This window comes from Teichococcus deserti, from assembly GCF_001982615.1.
GTDB classification, from domain to species: Bacteria; Pseudomonadota; Alphaproteobacteria; order Acetobacterales; family Acetobacteraceae; genus Pseudoroseomonas; species Pseudoroseomonas deserti.
In genome coordinates, this window is sequence record NZ_MLCO01000213.1 from 1 (window position 1) to 13,671 (window position 13,671).

The following is a 13,671-nucleotide window of genomic DNA, read 5'->3' on the forward strand; positions in this document are numbered from 1 at the left end:
CACGTGGACATGGCAATCTGACAGAAAGAAGAAGGGGTCCAGGGGAATTCATTCCCCTGGCCTACGGCTTGTCTTCCCTGGGAATCTTCAAAGACAGCGCCAGGGGGATAGCCGCCAAGCAGAGGCCCGCCATGACCCAGAACATCCCGCCCCCGAAGCTGCGGTAGAGCGGCCCGCAGGCGAGCGTCATGGCCCCGGTCATCAGGCCGACGCCGAGCGCCGCGTGCAGCGACTGGGCGGTGCCGGTCTGGCTGGCCGGCACCAGGCGCAGCAGCAGGTGCATCGCCGCCAGGTGCTGGGCGCCGAAGGTGAAGGCGTGCAGCCACTGGGTCGCCACCAGCGCGGGCAGCCAGGCGGTGCTGGACAGGATCGCCCAGCGCAGCACGCCGCTGCCGGCGGCCAGCAGCGCCAGGCCGCGCGGGCCGATGCGCCCGACCAGGTGGCGGCCGAGGTAGAAGAGCACCACCTCGCCGACCACGCCCTCGGCCCAGAGCAGGCCGATGGTGGCGGCGGAATGGCCGGCGGCGGCCCAGTGGATGCTGCCGAAGCCGTAATAGGCGGCGTGGCTGCTCTGGATCAGGCCGGACAGGATCAGCAGCCGGGCGAAGCCGGGCAGCCGCAGCGTGGCGCGGAAGCCGCCCGTGCCGCGGCGCGGGCCGCCGGCGGCCGGGCGCGGCAGCAGGACAGCGGCCAGCAGCGCCGCCAGCAGCAGCGCGGCGATCAGCCAGGGGACGATGCCGTAGCCGGAGCGGCCGACCAGCCAGCCGGCCAGGATGGCCGCCAGGATATAGGCGACCGAGCCGCCGGCGCGGACCGGGCCATAGTCGAAGCGGCCGTCGCGGGCGGCGGCCAGGCAGAGCGTGTCGGACAGCGGCACCAGCGGCGCGCTGGCGGCGTTGAGCAGCAGCTGGGCGGCCAGGAAGCCGAGGAAGCCGGCGACCACCAGGAAGCCGCCGGCGGCGGCGGCGGCGACCAGGGCCATCAGGCCCAGCAGCAGCCGCGGGTCGGCCAGGCGGTCGGCCCAGCGGCCGGCGGCGGGGCCGGCAACCAGCCGCACGCCGGAGCCGAGCGCGAGCGCCAGGGCGATCTGCTCGGCGGTCAGCCCGCGCGACGCCAGGAAGGCGGGCAGGAAGGGCTGCACCACGCCGATGCCGGCGAAGACGGCGCCATAGAGCGCCAGGTAAGGCAGAGCGTGGATGGCCAGGGACCGCTGCGGCAGGGGCGGCATTCTCGGCGCGGCCGGCGGCGGGTGTCCATGGGGCGGGCGGCGATTCGACCCCTGCCCTGCTGCGCCGCGGCAGGGCCCCTGGTTGCAACGCGGGGCGCGACACGTCACTTAAGGGCGCGATGGCCCTCCGCCTCCCCTCCCACGATGCTTCCGCCCACGGTCCCTCGGCGATGTTCCCGGCCCGCGTCAAGGCCGTGCTCGGCCCGACCAACACCGGCAAGACGCATCTGGCGATCACCCGGATGCTGGCGCATGCCTCCGGCATCATCGGCTTCCCGCTGCGGCTGCTGGCGCGGGAGAATTACGACCGCATGGTCGCGGTGAAGGGGCCGCGCCATGTCGCGCTGATCACCGGCGAGGAGAAGATCATCCCGGCCGAGGCGAAATGGTTCGCCTGCACGGTCGAGGCCATGCCGCTGGACCGCCGCACCGAGTTCGTCGCCGTCGACGAGATCCAGCTCTGCGCCGATCCCGATCGCGGCCATGTCTTCACCGACCGGCTGCTGAACGCCCGCGGCCTGGTCGAGACCATGTTCCTCGGCGCCGAGACCATCCGCCCGCTGCTGCAGCGGCTGGTGCCCCAGGCCGAGATCGAGACCCGGCCGCGGCTGTCGGAGCTGTCCTATGCGGGGCCGGCCAAGCTGACCCGGCTGCCGCCGCGCTCGGCCGTGGTCGCCTTCTCGGCCGGCGAGGTCTATGCCATCGCGGAGGCCATCCGGCGCCGGCGCGGCGGCTGCGCCGTGGTGATGGGGCGACTCAGCCCCCGCACCCGCAATGCCCAGGTGGCGCTGTACCAGAACCGCGAGGTCGACTTCCTGGTGGCCACCGACGCCATCGGCATGGGGCTGAACATGGATGTCGACCATGTCGCCTTCGCCAACCTGCAGAAGTTCGACGGCCACCGCCCCCGCATCCTGACGCCGCAGGAGGCCGCCCAGATCGCCGGACGGGCCGGGCGCGGCATGCGCGACGGCAGCTTCGGCGTCACCGCCGACTGCCCGCCGCTGCCGGACGAGATGGTGGCCAAGATCGAGGGCCACCAGTTCGAGGCGCTGATGACCCTGGCCTGGCGCAATTCGGCGCTGGACATGACCAGCATCGACGCGCTGCTGGACAGCCTGGGCGCGCCCCCGCCGCGGCCCGGCCTGTCCAAGGGCAACGACGCCACCGACCACATCACGCTGGCGACCCTGTCGCGCGACGTCGAGGTCAGAAAGCTGGCCCAGGGCCGCGCCCGGCTGCGGCTGCTGTGGGACGCCTGCCAGATCCCCGATTTCCGCAAGCTGTCGGATGACAGCCACACCCGCTTCTGCGCCCGGGTCTTCACCCATCTGGCGAAGGAGGGGCATCTGCCCGGCGACTGGGTGGCCGGGCAGATCGCGCAATGCGCAAATACCGAGGGCGACCTCGATACGCTGATGGCACGGCTATCGGCGATCCGCGTCTGGACCTATGTTGCGGCCCGGGCCGACTGGATGCGCGACGCCCTGCGCTTCCAGAACGAGGCCCGTGCCGCCGAGGATGCGGTGAGCGACGCGCTGCACGAAAGGCTGACCGCCCGCTTCGTGGACCGGCGCGCCGCGCATCTGATCCGCCGCCTCGACGACACGGCTGAGGAGCTGCTGTCCGCCGTCACCCGCCAGGGTGAGGTGGTGGTTGAAGGCCATCCGGTTGGCCATGTGACGGGTTTCATGTTTGAACCCGATGCCGCTGCGGGTAATGGGGAGGAGCGCAAGCTTGTCCTGCGTGCCGCCCGCCGTGCCCTGCAGAGTGAGATGCCGAAGCGCGTGACTGAGATCGAAACCGCGTCCGACGACGCATTCGCCCTGACGCCCTCCCATCGGATCACCTGGAACGGTGCCGAGGTCGCCCGCCTGCGACCCGGCCCCACCCCGGACAAGCCGCTGGTGGAGGCGCTCGACTCCGACTTCCTGGACGGGGCCCAGAAGGAGCGCATCCGCGCCCGGCTGGCGACCTGGCTGGAGGCCATGATCAAGCGCGAATTCGCCGCGCTCGACACGGTGGAGGCCAAGGCGGCCGAGGATGGCGCGCTGCGCGGCCCGGCCTTCCGCCTGCGCGAGTTCCTGGGCCTGGTGCCCGGCGGCACCGAGGGCGAGGTCAACCCCGAGCTGCGGCAGAAGCTGAAGGGGATCGGCATCCGCGCCGGCCGCTTCGCGCTCTACCTGCCCGAGGTGCTGAAGCCCCGGCCGATGGCGCTGCGCGCCCAGTTCTGGGCGCTGAAGGCCGAGTGCGACGTCCCCTCCGTCCCCGGCGGCGGCCTGGTCTCCGTCCCGCCCCCCGAGGGCTGGCCGGAAGGCTTCGCCGAGACCATGGGCTGGGTGACCGCGGGGCCTGTGCTGCTGCGGCTCGACGTCGCCGAGCGCGTCGCCGGCGAGCTCGGCCACCTGACCCGCCGCGCGCCCGCCATGCTGCCGCCCGACGTGGCCAGCCGCCTGGGCGTCAAGGCCGACATTCTGCCGGCAGTGCTGCAGACGCTGGGCTTCCGGCTGCTGCCGGCCGAGGCGCTGGCCGAGGACGCCTTCGGCCCGCCCGGCCCCGCCATGGTCAGCGCCCGGCGCGAGGAGCGCGGCCCGCGTCATCGCCCCGGCGAGCACCGCGGTGATCGCCGTCCGCATGGTGGCGACCGCCGCCCCGAGCGCGGCCCGCGCCCGCCGCGCGACGCTGCCGCCGCGGCCGGCGAGGCCCCGGCCGAGGGTGCCGAATCCGCCGCCCCCACCGAGGGTGGCGAGGCCGCCGGCCCGCGTCCCGAGCGCGGTCCGCGCCGCGAGGGCCAGCGCCCGCCGCGCGGCCCACGTCCGCAAGGCGGGGAGCGCGAGGCGCGCGGCGACGGTCCTCCACGCGGTGACCGGCGCGATGGTCCTCCGCGCGGCGACCGCCGCGACGGCCCTCCACGCGGCGATCGCCGCGATGGTCCGCCCCGCGGCGACCGCCGCGATGGTCCGCCCCGTGGCGACCGCCGCGATGGTCCCCCGCGCGGCGACCGCCGCGGCCGCGACGATCGCGGGCAGGAGCCGCGCTCCTTCTCCTTCGACAGCGGCCCGGCCAAGGGCAAGGGCCCCGATCCCGACAGCCCCTTCGCGGTGCTGGCCCGGCTGAAGCTGGGCAAGGACTGAGGCGGGCCCGGCCGTGGCGGAAGCCGAGGACCGGGACTGGCAGCGACTCGACAAATGGCTGTGGTGCGCGCGGGTGGCCAAGACCCGCGCGGACTGCGCCCGGCTGATCGAGGCCGGGCGGCTGCGGCTGAACCGCCAGCCGGTCGAGAAGGCGCATGCCAGGCTGCGCCCGGGCGATGTCATCACCCTTGCGCTGGGCGGCCCCAACGGCGTGCTGAAGGTCTGGCGCATCCTGGCCCTGGCCGAGCGCCGCGGCCCGGCGCCGGAGGCCCGCAGCCTCTACGAGGACCTGTCGGCGCCGCCCTCCGCGCCACCCCGGGACCCTGCCGGGGACTGAGGCCCGGGCCTGGCCCAAGGCGCGCGGCGACGCAGGCCCGACGTGCGGAAAAGAAGGTTGCGCCAGCCAGTGCATCGCGCCATCTCTGCGCCGCGCATCGCCTGCGGACCAGGCGCCAGGATGTCGCGCCAGAGGGATCCGGATCGTGGCCTACGTCGTCGCCGAGAACTGCATTCGCTGCAAGTACATGGATTGCGTGGAAGTCTGCCCGGTGGACTGCTTCTACGTGGGCGAGAACATGCTGGTCATCCATCCGGACGAATGCATCGACTGCGGCGTGTGCGAGCCGGAATGCCCGGCCGAGGCGATCTTCCCCGACAGCGACGACAAGGCGGCCGACTGGGCCGAGCTGAACCGCACCTATTCCCAGCAATGGCCGAACATCACCCGCAAGGGCGACGCCCCGGCCGATGCCGAGGACTGGAACGGCAAGCCCGACAAGAAGCAGTTCTTCGACCCCAATCCCGGCAGCGTCTGACATCTTTCAAACAGCCCGCGCGCCTCGCCCTCCCGCCCTGCCCGGCGGGCATGGGTGACGCGCGCGGTTTTTTTTGCTAGGGTGGCCAATGGGGAAGGTTGTCCGCGCCACGGCGCGGCCCCACCCTTTCTGGACGTGTCGCGCGTCATTGGGCCGCCTCCGGGTGCTGGAACCGGATCAGAGGGCGGCGATGGTGCTTCCTGTCCCGGCGCCTCAGCCCGGGGCCTTTTGCCTCGCAGGAGTTGAGAGCGGATGAAGCCACCGGCCGGCGCGCGGTCCACCCCCTTCGCAATCCGAGCCGGCTGCGGCCGAATCCAGATCCTCCCGCCGATCCCTTCACCGTCATTTCCCCGGATGTCGACCTGGCATGGCTGATACCCCTTCCTCCCCCTCCTCCACCGAGAGCGGCGTCGCCGCCGGCCCGTCGCGCCCGGCGCCACCGCCCAAGCCGCTCGGCAACCAAGGCAGCGAGTTCAAGGCCGGCGACCACGTGGTCTATCCGACGCATGGCGTCGGCCAGGTGCAGGGCATCGACACCATGTCGGTGGCCGGCACCGAGCTGAAGGTGATCATCGTCACCTTCGAGGAGAACCGCATGACGCTGCGGGTGCCGCTGAACAAGGCGGCCTCCTCGGGGCTGCGCAAGCTGGCCGGCACCAACATGATGGGCGAGGCGCTGGAGACGCTGAAGGGCCGCGCCCGCATCAAGCGCACCATGTGGTCGCGCCGCGCCCAGGAATACGAGCAGAAGATCAACAGCGGCGACCCGGTGCAGATCGCCGAGGTGGTGCGCGACCTGCACCGCAATGCCGGCCAGCCGGACCAGTCCTTCTCCGAGCGGCAGATCTACGAGCTGGCCATGGACCGCCTGGCGGCCGAGGTGGCGGCGATCGACGGCAGCGACAAGAACGCCGCGATGAACAAGCTGCTGGAGCATCTGAAGCAGGGGTGACTGGCTGCCCCGCCCTGCGGTAGGCGACGCGGCCCAGGCCGCGGCGCCCGTCCGGGCGCTCAGCCGGCTTCGCCGCCTGCAGCTCCGGCGGCGCAGCAGCCTCGGCACAGCAAAAACCCCGGAGGGCTCGGCCCTCCGGGGTTTCTCTTTGGCGCTTCGCCGGTGGCGGGCATCGCCCGCCGCCCGTCGACCATCAGTCCTGCTGGCGGACGCCGACGAACTGCAGCAGCAGCTGGAACAGGTTGATGAAGTTCAGGTACAGGCCCAGCGCGTCGAAGACGCTGCGCTTGGCGGCTTCATCGGTGCCCTCGGCATAGGCGTATTCCAGGTAGTCCGCCTTGATGCGCTGCGTGTCATAGGCGGTCAGGCCGACGAAGACGACGACGCCGATGACGCTGATGATGAAGGCCATCATGCCGCTGCCGATGAACATGTTCACCAGGCTGGCGATGATGATGCCGATCAGGCCCATCATCATGAAGGCGCCGAGCTTCGTCAGGTCGGTCTTCGTGGTGTAGCCGTAGAGGCTGACAGCCGCGAACATGCCGGCGGTGATGAAGAAGGTGCTGGCGATCGACGCGCCGACATAGACGCGGAAGATGCTCGCCATACTGGCGCCCATCGCCGCGCAGAACACCCAGAACAGCGCCTGGACCGAGGTCTTGCTCATCCGGTTGATGCCGAAGGAGAGGACCAGGACGAAGGCGAGCGGGGCCAGCATGGCGGCGAAGCCAAGGATGGTCGGCTGGGTCGCCACGCCGCGCGAGGTGCGGACGACCGTGTAGAACAGGTCCGCCGCGCCCGTGTTGGCGATCAGGTAGGCGACGATGCCCGTCAGGACCAGGCCGGAGGCCATCCAGTTGTAGACGCGCAGCATGTAGGACCGCAGCCCGGCATCGACGGCGGCCGCGTCGGCCGTCGCCACGCGGCCCCAGCCGGGCGCGCCCGTCGTGTAACGATAGTCGGGACCAGAGGCCATAGCGTTCGAAACTCCTCCCAGCGCGGAGAATCCGCGGGTCAGTGATGTATATGGACTATCGGTAATCTGGATCAACGGCAAACCCAAGCGAGGCCGGGCGCCCTGGCAGATTCTTTATCCCTCGCCTCCTCGATGCCTGCTTACTCGTTGCGGAGCAAGGGTGCCGCGCGGGCCCGCAGGGCCAGCGCCGTGCCGGCATAGCCCAGCACCAGGGTCAGCGCCGTGCAGCCCAGGATGGTGGCGGCCAGCGTCCCCGGCAGGAAGGTCCAGTCGGTGCGCATGACATAGCGCGCGACCGCCCAGCTGGCCGCGGTGCCGCAGGCGGCGGCCAGCAGCCCGGCGGTCAGCCCGACCAGGCCGAACTCCACCATCCAGGCGCGGCGGATCTGGCCGCGGCTGGCGCCGATCACCTTCAGCACCACGGCGTCGCGGATGCGGCGGCGCTGGCCGGCGGCCATGGCGCCGGCCAGCACCAGTCCGCCGGCCAGCAGGGTCAGGCCGGAGACGGCGGAGAGCGCGACGCCCAGCCGCTCCAGCAGGCCGGTCACCGCCTGCAGCGCGTCGCGGACGCGGATGCCCGAGACATTGGGGAAGGCGTCGGTGACGGCGCGCAGCACCGCCGAATCGCGCGCCGCATCGCCGCGGACCGTCGCGATATGCGTGTGCGGCGCGGCTTCCAGCATCCCCGGCGAGGCAACGAGCACGAAGTTCAGCCCCAGCCCCTGCCATTCGATCTGCCGCAGATTGGCGATGCGGAAGTCAAGGTCGCGGCCCAGCACGTTCAGCCGCACCGTGTCGCCGACGGCGACCCCCCAGCCCTCGGCCAGGCGGGCGTCGAGCGACAGCAGCGGCGGGCCGCGATAGTCGGCCGGCCACCATTCGCCGCCGACCAGCTTGGTGCCCTCGGGCGGCTCGGCGGCATAGGTCAGGCCGCGGTCGCCGCGCAGCGCCCAGCGGCTGTCCTCGGCGACCTGCATCTGCTCGACGGGGACGCCCATGACGGCGGTGATGCGGGCGCGCAGGGACGGCACGCGCTTCACCTCGGTGACGCCGGGCAGGCCCCTGGCCAGGGCGTCGAAGCGCGCCGCCTGGTCGGACTGGATGTCGATGAAATAGAAATTGGGCGCCGCCCCCGGCAGCTGCTGGCTCAGCTGGTGGCGCAGGTTGCCCTCGATCATGGCGACCGCCGAAAGCGTGGTCAGGCCGATGCCCAGCGCCACCAGCAGCAGCGGCGTCGGCGCGCCGGGGCGGTGCAGGTTGGCCAGGCCCAGCCGCCAGGCCGGCCGCCCCTGCCCCTGCATCCGCCGGGCGAGCCGCATCAGCAGCCCGGCGCCCAGGCGGAACAGCAGCAGGGTGGCGCCGGCGGCGGCGCAGAAGCCGGCGGCGAAGGCCGGCTGGTCGGCGCTGCCGATGACCAGCGCGACGAGGGCCACCACGGCCAGCGCATTCACCGCCAGCAGCTTCAGCCGCGGCCGCACCGAGACCCGCTGCACCGTGTCGCGGAACAGCGCGGCGCCCGGGATCTCGCGGGCGCGGGCCAGCGGCCAGAGCGCGAAGGCCAGCGCGGTCAGCGCGCCGTAGAGCGCGGCCTCGGCCAGCGGCCCAGGATAGATCCCGAGCTGCGGCGGCACCGGCAGGGCGTCGGCGAAGGCCTGGGCGCCGAGCAGGGTCAGCCCCTGCCCCGCCACCAGCCCGAGCAGGATGCCGATGGCGGACAGCGCCGCCACCTGGATCAGGTAGGTCAGGAAGATCACCCGCGACGGCGCGCCCAGGCAGCGCAGCGTCGCGATGGTGCGCGCCCGCTGGTCCAGCCAGGCGCGCACGCCCGTCGCGACGCCGATGCCGCCGACCAGCAGCGCGGTCAGCCCGGCCAGCGTCAGGAAGGAGGCGGCGCGGTCGAGGAAGCGGTTGACCCCGGGGGCTGCCTCGCCGGCGGCGCGGATGCGCCAGCCGCCGTCGTCCTGGCTGGCGGCGCGCAGCTCGCGGATGAAGCCCGGCACCGAGGCGCCGGGTGGCAGGCCGATGCGGTATTCGTAATGGATCAGGCTGCCCGGCTGGATCAGCCCGGTGCGGGCCAGGTCGGCCATCGGGATCATGGCGCGCGGGCCCAGGATGGCGGGGCTGGCCACCTTGTCGGGCTCGGAGCGGATCAGCCCGGCCAGGCGGAAGCTGGCCTCGCCCAGCCGCAGCCGGTCGCCGGGCGCCAGGTTCAGCCGCTCGGCCACCAGCGGCTCCAGCGCGACGTCGCCGGCAGCCAGCGACGGGCTGGTTCCCTGAGGGCCGGCCGGCAGCGGCGGGTCGAGCTCGAGCGCGCCATAGATCGGGTATTGCCCGTCGACCACCTTCAGCTCGACCAGGCTGCGCTCGCCGGAGGGGGCGACGGCCATGGCGCGCATCTCGACGACGGATGACAGCCTGGCGCCGCGGGCGCGGATCCAGTCCTGCGTCGCCTCGGGCATCGGCAGCGAGGCGATGCGCACGGCGACGTCGCCGCCCAGGATGCGGGCGCCATCGGCAGCGAGCCCCGCCTCGGTCGCCGAGCGCAGCGTGCCGACGGCGGCGATGGCGGCCACCCCCAGCGCCAGGCAGGCGAGGACGATGCGCAGCCCCTTGATGCCGCCGCGCAGCTCCCTGCGGGCGAAGCGGGCGCCGAGGGCGAGGCTGGCGCCCAAGCCGCCGCTGCTCACGCCCGCTCGTCCGCGACCAGCAGCCCGTCGGCCATGCGCAGGCGCCGGCTGCAGCGCGCCGCCAGCAGCGGGTCATGGGTGATCAGCAGGAGGGTGGTGCCGAGCTCGTCGCGCAGCCCGAACAGCAGGTCCATCACCGATTGCCCGGTGGCGCCGTCGAGATTGCCGGTGGGCTCGTCGGCCAGCAGCAGGCTGGGCTCGCCGACCACGGCGCGGGCCAGCGCCACGCGCTGCTGCTCGCCGCCGGAGAGCTGACCGGGATAGTGGTCCAGCCGGTGGCCGAGGCCGACCCGCCGCAGCGCCAGCCGGGCGCGGTCGAAGGCATCGGCCCTTCCGGAGAATTCCAGCGGCACCGCCACGTTCTCCAGCGCCGACATGGTCGGGATCAGGTGGAAGGCCTGGAAGACGATGCCGAGATGGTCGCGGCGGAAGCGGGCCAGCGCATCCTCGCTGAGCGAGGCCAGGTTTTCCCCCGCGACGCTGAGCTCCCCGCCGGTCGCCCTTTCCAGCCCCGCGAGCAGCATGAGGAGAGACGTCTTGCCGGAGCCGGAGGGGCCGACCAGGCCGACGGCCTCGCCCCGTTGCACATCCAGATCAAGGCCGCGGAGGATGTTGACCTCCCCCCCGGCCGCCGCCACCTTGAGGGTCAGACCCCGCGCCGTGATCAGGCGGGGGTCGCTTCCCGCCCCGTTCCGGGGCGCTGGCGCGGGGGAGAGGATGGCGTCTGGTACGTCCGGCATGACCCGCAGATATGGCCGCCGCGCCGCAGTGCGAAGGGCATTTCTGGGCCTGGGATTGTTTCTTTCTGTCTCAGCTGTCACCTGGCCACAGGGGGTGGAGGCACAGCCAGCTCCGATCCGGGTGCTGATGCTGGGCGATTCGATCACCGCCGGCTATGGGCTGGCGAAGCCCGAGGCGCTGCCGGCGCAGCTCGAGGCCGCCCTGAAGGCCGCCGGGCTGAACGTCACCATCATCGAGGCGGGGGTTTCCGGCGACACCACGGCCGGCGGCAAGTCGCGGCTGGAATGGGCGCTGGCCGACCAGCCGCAGGCGGTGGTGGTGGCGCTCGGCGGCAATGACGGGCTGCGCGGCCTGGCGCCTGCCGAATCCTACGCCAATCTGGCCGATATCCTGGCGCGGCTGCAGGCACGCGGCCTGCCCACGCTGCTGGCCGGCATGCTGGCGCCGCCCAATCTGGGCGCCGACTACGGACGTGAATTCTCGGAGACATTCCGGAAACTGGCGGCCGAGCACCCCGGCGCCGTGTTCTATCCCTTTCTGCTGGACGGCGTCGCCGGCGACCCCGCGCTGAACCAGCCCGACCGGATCCATCCGAATCCGGCGGGCGCGCAGGAAGTGGCACGCCGCATGCTTCCCGCCATGCGGGAGCTTCTGTCCAAGGTGCAGGGAGGTTGAGCCACCATGCCACGCCTGTTCGTCGCCCTGGCCCTGCCCGATCCCTTGCGGGAGCAGCTGGCGGATCTCGCCGGCGGCATTCCCGGCGCCCGCTGGGTCGCGCCTGAGAACTACCACCTGACGCTGCGCTTCATCGGCGAGATCGAAGGCTGGCAGGCCGACGAGGTCGACGAGGCCCTGTCCGGCATCCGCGCCAAGCCCTTCGACCTGGCGCTGTCCGGCCTCGACATCTTCGAGAAGGCCGGGCGGATCACCTCGCTGCACGTCAAGGTCGAGCGCAGCGACCGGCTGCTGCACCTGCAGTCCAAGGTGGAGACGGCGCTGCAGCGCGCCGGCCTGCCGCCCGAGCGGCGCCGCTTCGCGCCCCATGTCACCCTGGCCCGCACCGAGCGCGCCGCGCCGGACAAGCTGATCAGCTTCGTCCAGACGCACAACCTGTTCCGCCCCGACCCGGTGCCGATCGACCATTTCTCCCTGTTCTCCTCGCGGCTGGGCAAGGAGCAGGCGCATTACGAGGCCGAGGTCGACTATGCCCTGGCCCGGCCGCCGGTCGATGCCGAGGAGCTCCCGGCCCGCGCCGCCGGGGTCTGAGCCTGATGGTCTGAGGCGGAATGGCCGGTCGGCCTGTTTCACGGGATCGGGCGAAGCCGGTCGCCGGCCGGACAGGATGCCCGCTTTCCAGCCCGGGCATCCTGGTCTAGGCCATCCGCCGTGACCCGGCGATCCTCCCTGCTGCGCGCCCTGCTGCTGAGCCTTGTCGGCCTGCTGCTGCTCGGCCAGAGCGTGGCAGCGCCGGCGCATTGCCTGCGCACGGCCCGGCCGGCCAGCGCGGCCCGGGAAGCAGCGCAAGGCTGGGCGGTGCTGGGCATCGCCATGCCGATCTGCACGCCGGACGGCATGGCCATGGGCACGGGCGATCCGGCCGCCCCCGACCATGGCGAACCCGGCTTCTGTGCCGTGGCCCAGGCCCTGCCGCAGGCCTGGGCACCGGAGCCCCCGGCCCTGCCGCCGCCGCGCTGGCACCTGGCCGAGGTCCGGGCCGTCGCGCTGCGGGAGGCGCCGCCCCTGCCGGCCGCCCGCGCCTCGCCCTTCGTCGCGCGCGGGCCACCCGGCGCCGCCTGAATCCGGTCCGCCGTTACAATTCTTTTCCTCCGAGGCCGCGCGGCGCCTGCCCGCGGCCGCTCCAGGACGTCCAGACCATGGTCTTTTCCCGCCGCCCGCTGCTCGCCGGCCTCGCCGCCGCCGCCTTCCTTCCCCTCCTGCCGCGGCGCGCCGCGGCCCATGGCTATACCGCCGGTGACATCGCCATCGGCCATCCCTGGAGCCGCGCCGCCCCGCCGCGCGGCACCGGCGCCGGCTTCATGACGCTGAAGAACAACGGCAGCACGCCCGACCGTCTGGTGGCCGCCCGCGCCGCCATCGCCCGCACGGTGGAGATCCACACCCATCTGCGCGAAGGCGACGTGATGCGGATGCGCCAGGTCGAGGGCGGCGTCGAGATCGCCCCCGGCGCCGAGGTCGCCTTCACCCCCGGCAGCTTCCACCTGATGCTGATCGGGCTGCAGGAGGCCCTGGTCCAGGGCCAGCGCGTGCCCGTCACCCTGGTCTTCGCCCGCGGCGGCGAGGTCACGGTGGAGCTGGCCGTCGAATCCGCCGGCTTCCGCCCCTCGGGTGCCCCGGCCGGCGGCCACAACCACTGAGGCGTGGCGGTGGACGACCCGCGCTGAAGGGTTGTCCATCGTCGGCTATTTACCTGGGATTTTCATTCTGGTCCCAGCATGATCCGCGGCCGCAGCTCTCGGGGGAGGCGGCCGCGATGGTGACGGGCAATCCACGCATCTTCTTCTTCAAGGAGTTGCTGGACGAGGTCTATCTGCTGCTCGACCATGTCTCGCGGCAGAACAACCAGTCCCTGACGACGCTGACCGCCAAGGGCGACAACCGCCCTGCCCTGGTGCTGCCCGGGCAGGAGGGCGAGCCGACCCTCCAGGCCATCCTGGCCCATGTCGCCAAGCTGCGCCTGCCGCCGGCCGGCGACGAGAACCGCCAGGCCGAGGACGCGGCCTTCCTGCTGATGCTGCGCGACCGGCTGAGCAGCATGGTCGCCCCGGCCAACGGGCTGAGCATCGCCTTCACCACCATGACCGTCGGCTTCATGCGGCTGCCGCATCGCTGGCGCCGCCGCCGCAGCCCGCTGGTGCCCGGCTACAGCCTGCGCCGCGACATGGCGATGTCGGCCTATCCAACGCTGGCCCGCCCCGCCCAGGCCACCAGCAGCTTCATCACCCTGCTGATCCTGGGCCTGCTGCTGCTGGGCGGGCTGATCGTCGGCCTGTCGGGCGCCGCGACCTATGGCCGCTCCCTGCTGCAGCAGCTGGCCGAGGCCAACCGCGCCCAGGCCACCGCGCAGCAGATGATCGAAACCGCCCAGCCCGCCGCCGCCCCTGGACTCCCGAGCCC

The 13,671-nt window shown here is 72.7% G+C and carries 13 protein-coding genes; 9 read left to right on the plus strand and 4 right to left on the minus strand.

Annotated elements, in window-relative coordinates:
- Positions 1 to 61: 61 nt before the first annotated feature.
- Positions 62 to 1,228 carry an MFS transporter gene (locus BKE38_RS20255; protein WP_076959063.1) on the minus strand — a complete coding sequence of 389 codons (1,167 nt, stop codon included), beginning with the start codon at positions 1,226 to 1,228 and terminating at the stop codon, positions 62 to 64.
- 119 nt (positions 1,229 to 1,347) lie between these two features.
- Between BKE38_RS20255 and BKE38_RS20260 the strand changes: the two genes are divergently transcribed.
- From BKE38_RS20260 to BKE38_RS20275, 4 genes are all read left to right on the plus strand, one after another.
- Positions 1,348 to 4,362, plus strand: coding sequence for a helicase-related protein (locus tag BKE38_RS20260; protein WP_367596084.1), 3,015 nt, complete (start codon positions 1,348 to 1,350; stop codon positions 4,360 to 4,362).
- A gap of 13 nt (positions 4,363 to 4,375) precedes the next feature.
- The gene (locus tag BKE38_RS20265; RefSeq protein ID WP_076959065.1) at positions 4,376 to 4,699 is read left to right on the plus strand and encodes an RNA-binding S4 domain-containing protein; all 324 of its coding nucleotides are present in this window, start codon (positions 4,376 to 4,378) and stop codon (positions 4,697 to 4,699) included.
- Positions 4,700 to 4,844: 145 nt separating this feature from the next.
- Positions 4,845 to 5,177 (plus strand): ferredoxin FdxA, encoded by a 333-nt coding sequence (gene fdxA / locus BKE38_RS20270; RefSeq protein ID WP_076959066.1) that lies wholly within the window; start codon positions 4,845 to 4,847, stop codon positions 5,175 to 5,177.
- Between the two features lie 367 nt (positions 5,178 to 5,544).
- On the plus strand, positions 5,545 to 6,129 hold the full coding sequence (locus BKE38_RS20275) for a CarD family transcriptional regulator (RefSeq protein WP_076959067.1): 585 nt from the start codon (positions 5,545 to 5,547) through the stop codon (positions 6,127 to 6,129).
- 193 nt (positions 6,130 to 6,322) lie between these two features.
- Here the strand turns inward: BKE38_RS20275 and BKE38_RS20280 are convergent, their stop codons facing one another.
- The 3 genes from BKE38_RS20280 to BKE38_RS20290 form a co-directional block, all read right to left on the minus strand.
- Positions 6,323 to 7,108, minus strand: coding sequence for a Bax inhibitor-1/YccA family protein (locus BKE38_RS20280; protein ID WP_076959068.1), 786 nt, complete (start codon positions 7,106 to 7,108; stop codon positions 6,323 to 6,325).
- A 140-nt stretch (positions 7,109 to 7,248) separates the two neighbouring features.
- Complete coding sequence (locus BKE38_RS20285) at positions 7,249 to 9,795, minus strand: ABC transporter permease (RefSeq protein ID WP_242662500.1); 2,547 nt, start codon at positions 9,793 to 9,795, stop codon at positions 7,249 to 7,251.
- Positions 9,792 to 10,535, minus strand: coding sequence for an ABC transporter ATP-binding protein (locus BKE38_RS20290; RefSeq protein ID WP_083747715.1), 744 nt, complete (start codon positions 10,533 to 10,535; stop codon positions 9,792 to 9,794). The genes BKE38_RS20285 and BKE38_RS20290 overlap by 4 nt, the downstream gene beginning before the upstream one ends.
- A 127-nt stretch (positions 10,536 to 10,662) precedes the next feature.
- Between BKE38_RS20290 and BKE38_RS20295 the strand changes: the two genes are divergently transcribed.
- The 5 genes from BKE38_RS20295 to BKE38_RS20315 all read left to right on the plus strand — a co-directional run.
- Positions 10,663 to 11,211: an arylesterase gene (locus BKE38_RS20295; protein ID WP_242662501.1), complete on the plus strand. Its 549-nt coding sequence runs from the start codon at positions 10,663 to 10,665 to the stop codon at positions 11,209 to 11,211.
- Between the two features lie 6 nt (positions 11,212 to 11,217).
- Positions 11,218 to 11,802, plus strand: a complete 585-nt coding sequence (gene thpR / locus BKE38_RS20300) for an RNA 2',3'-cyclic phosphodiesterase (RefSeq protein ID WP_076959069.1) — start codon at positions 11,218 to 11,220, stop codon at positions 11,800 to 11,802.
- Positions 11,803 to 11,922: 120 nt separating this feature from the next.
- On the plus strand, positions 11,923 to 12,333 hold the full coding sequence (locus BKE38_RS30945; RefSeq protein ID WP_076959070.1) for a hypothetical protein: 411 nt from the start codon (positions 11,923 to 11,925) through the stop codon (positions 12,331 to 12,333).
- A gap of 77 nt (positions 12,334 to 12,410) precedes the next feature.
- On the plus strand, positions 12,411 to 12,911 hold the full coding sequence (locus BKE38_RS20310) for a copper chaperone PCu(A)C (RefSeq protein ID WP_076959071.1): 501 nt from the start codon (positions 12,411 to 12,413) through the stop codon (positions 12,909 to 12,911).
- A gap of 116 nt (positions 12,912 to 13,027) precedes the next feature.
- Positions 13,028 to 13,671 (plus strand): hypothetical protein (locus tag BKE38_RS20315; protein WP_131829668.1); only part of this gene is annotated, 644 nt, incomplete at its 3' end.

What these genes read in the sequence shown, in the direction of transcription:
- BKE38_RS20275 (WP_076959067.1), top strand. Translation starts at nt 5,545, where the DNA reads ATGGCTGATACCCCTTCCTCCCCCTCCTCCACCGAGAGCGGCGTCGCC.
- BKE38_RS20280 (WP_076959068.1), bottom strand. Translation starts at nt 7,108, where the DNA reads ATGGCCTCTGGTCCCGACTATCGTTACACGACGGGCGCGCCCGGCTGG.
- BKE38_RS20255 (WP_076959063.1), bottom strand. Translation starts at nt 1,228, where the DNA reads ATGCCGCCCCTGCCGCAGCGGTCCCTGGCCATCCACGCTCTGCCTTAC.
- BKE38_RS20295 (WP_242662501.1), top strand. Translation starts at nt 10,663, where the DNA reads ATGCTGGGCGATTCGATCACCGCCGGCTATGGGCTGGCGAAGCCCGAG.
- BKE38_RS20310 (WP_076959071.1), top strand. Translation starts at nt 12,411, where the DNA reads ATGGTCTTTTCCCGCCGCCCGCTGCTCGCCGGCCTCGCCGCCGCCGCC.
- BKE38_RS20260 (WP_367596084.1), top strand. Translation starts at nt 1,348, where the DNA reads ATGGCCCTCCGCCTCCCCTCCCACGATGCTTCCGCCCACGGTCCCTCG.
- BKE38_RS20290 (WP_083747715.1), bottom strand. Translation starts at nt 10,535, where the DNA reads ATGCCGGACGTACCAGACGCCATCCTCTCCCCCGCGCCAGCGCCCCGG.
- thpR (WP_076959069.1), top strand. Translation starts at nt 11,218, where the DNA reads ATGCCACGCCTGTTCGTCGCCCTGGCCCTGCCCGATCCCTTGCGGGAG.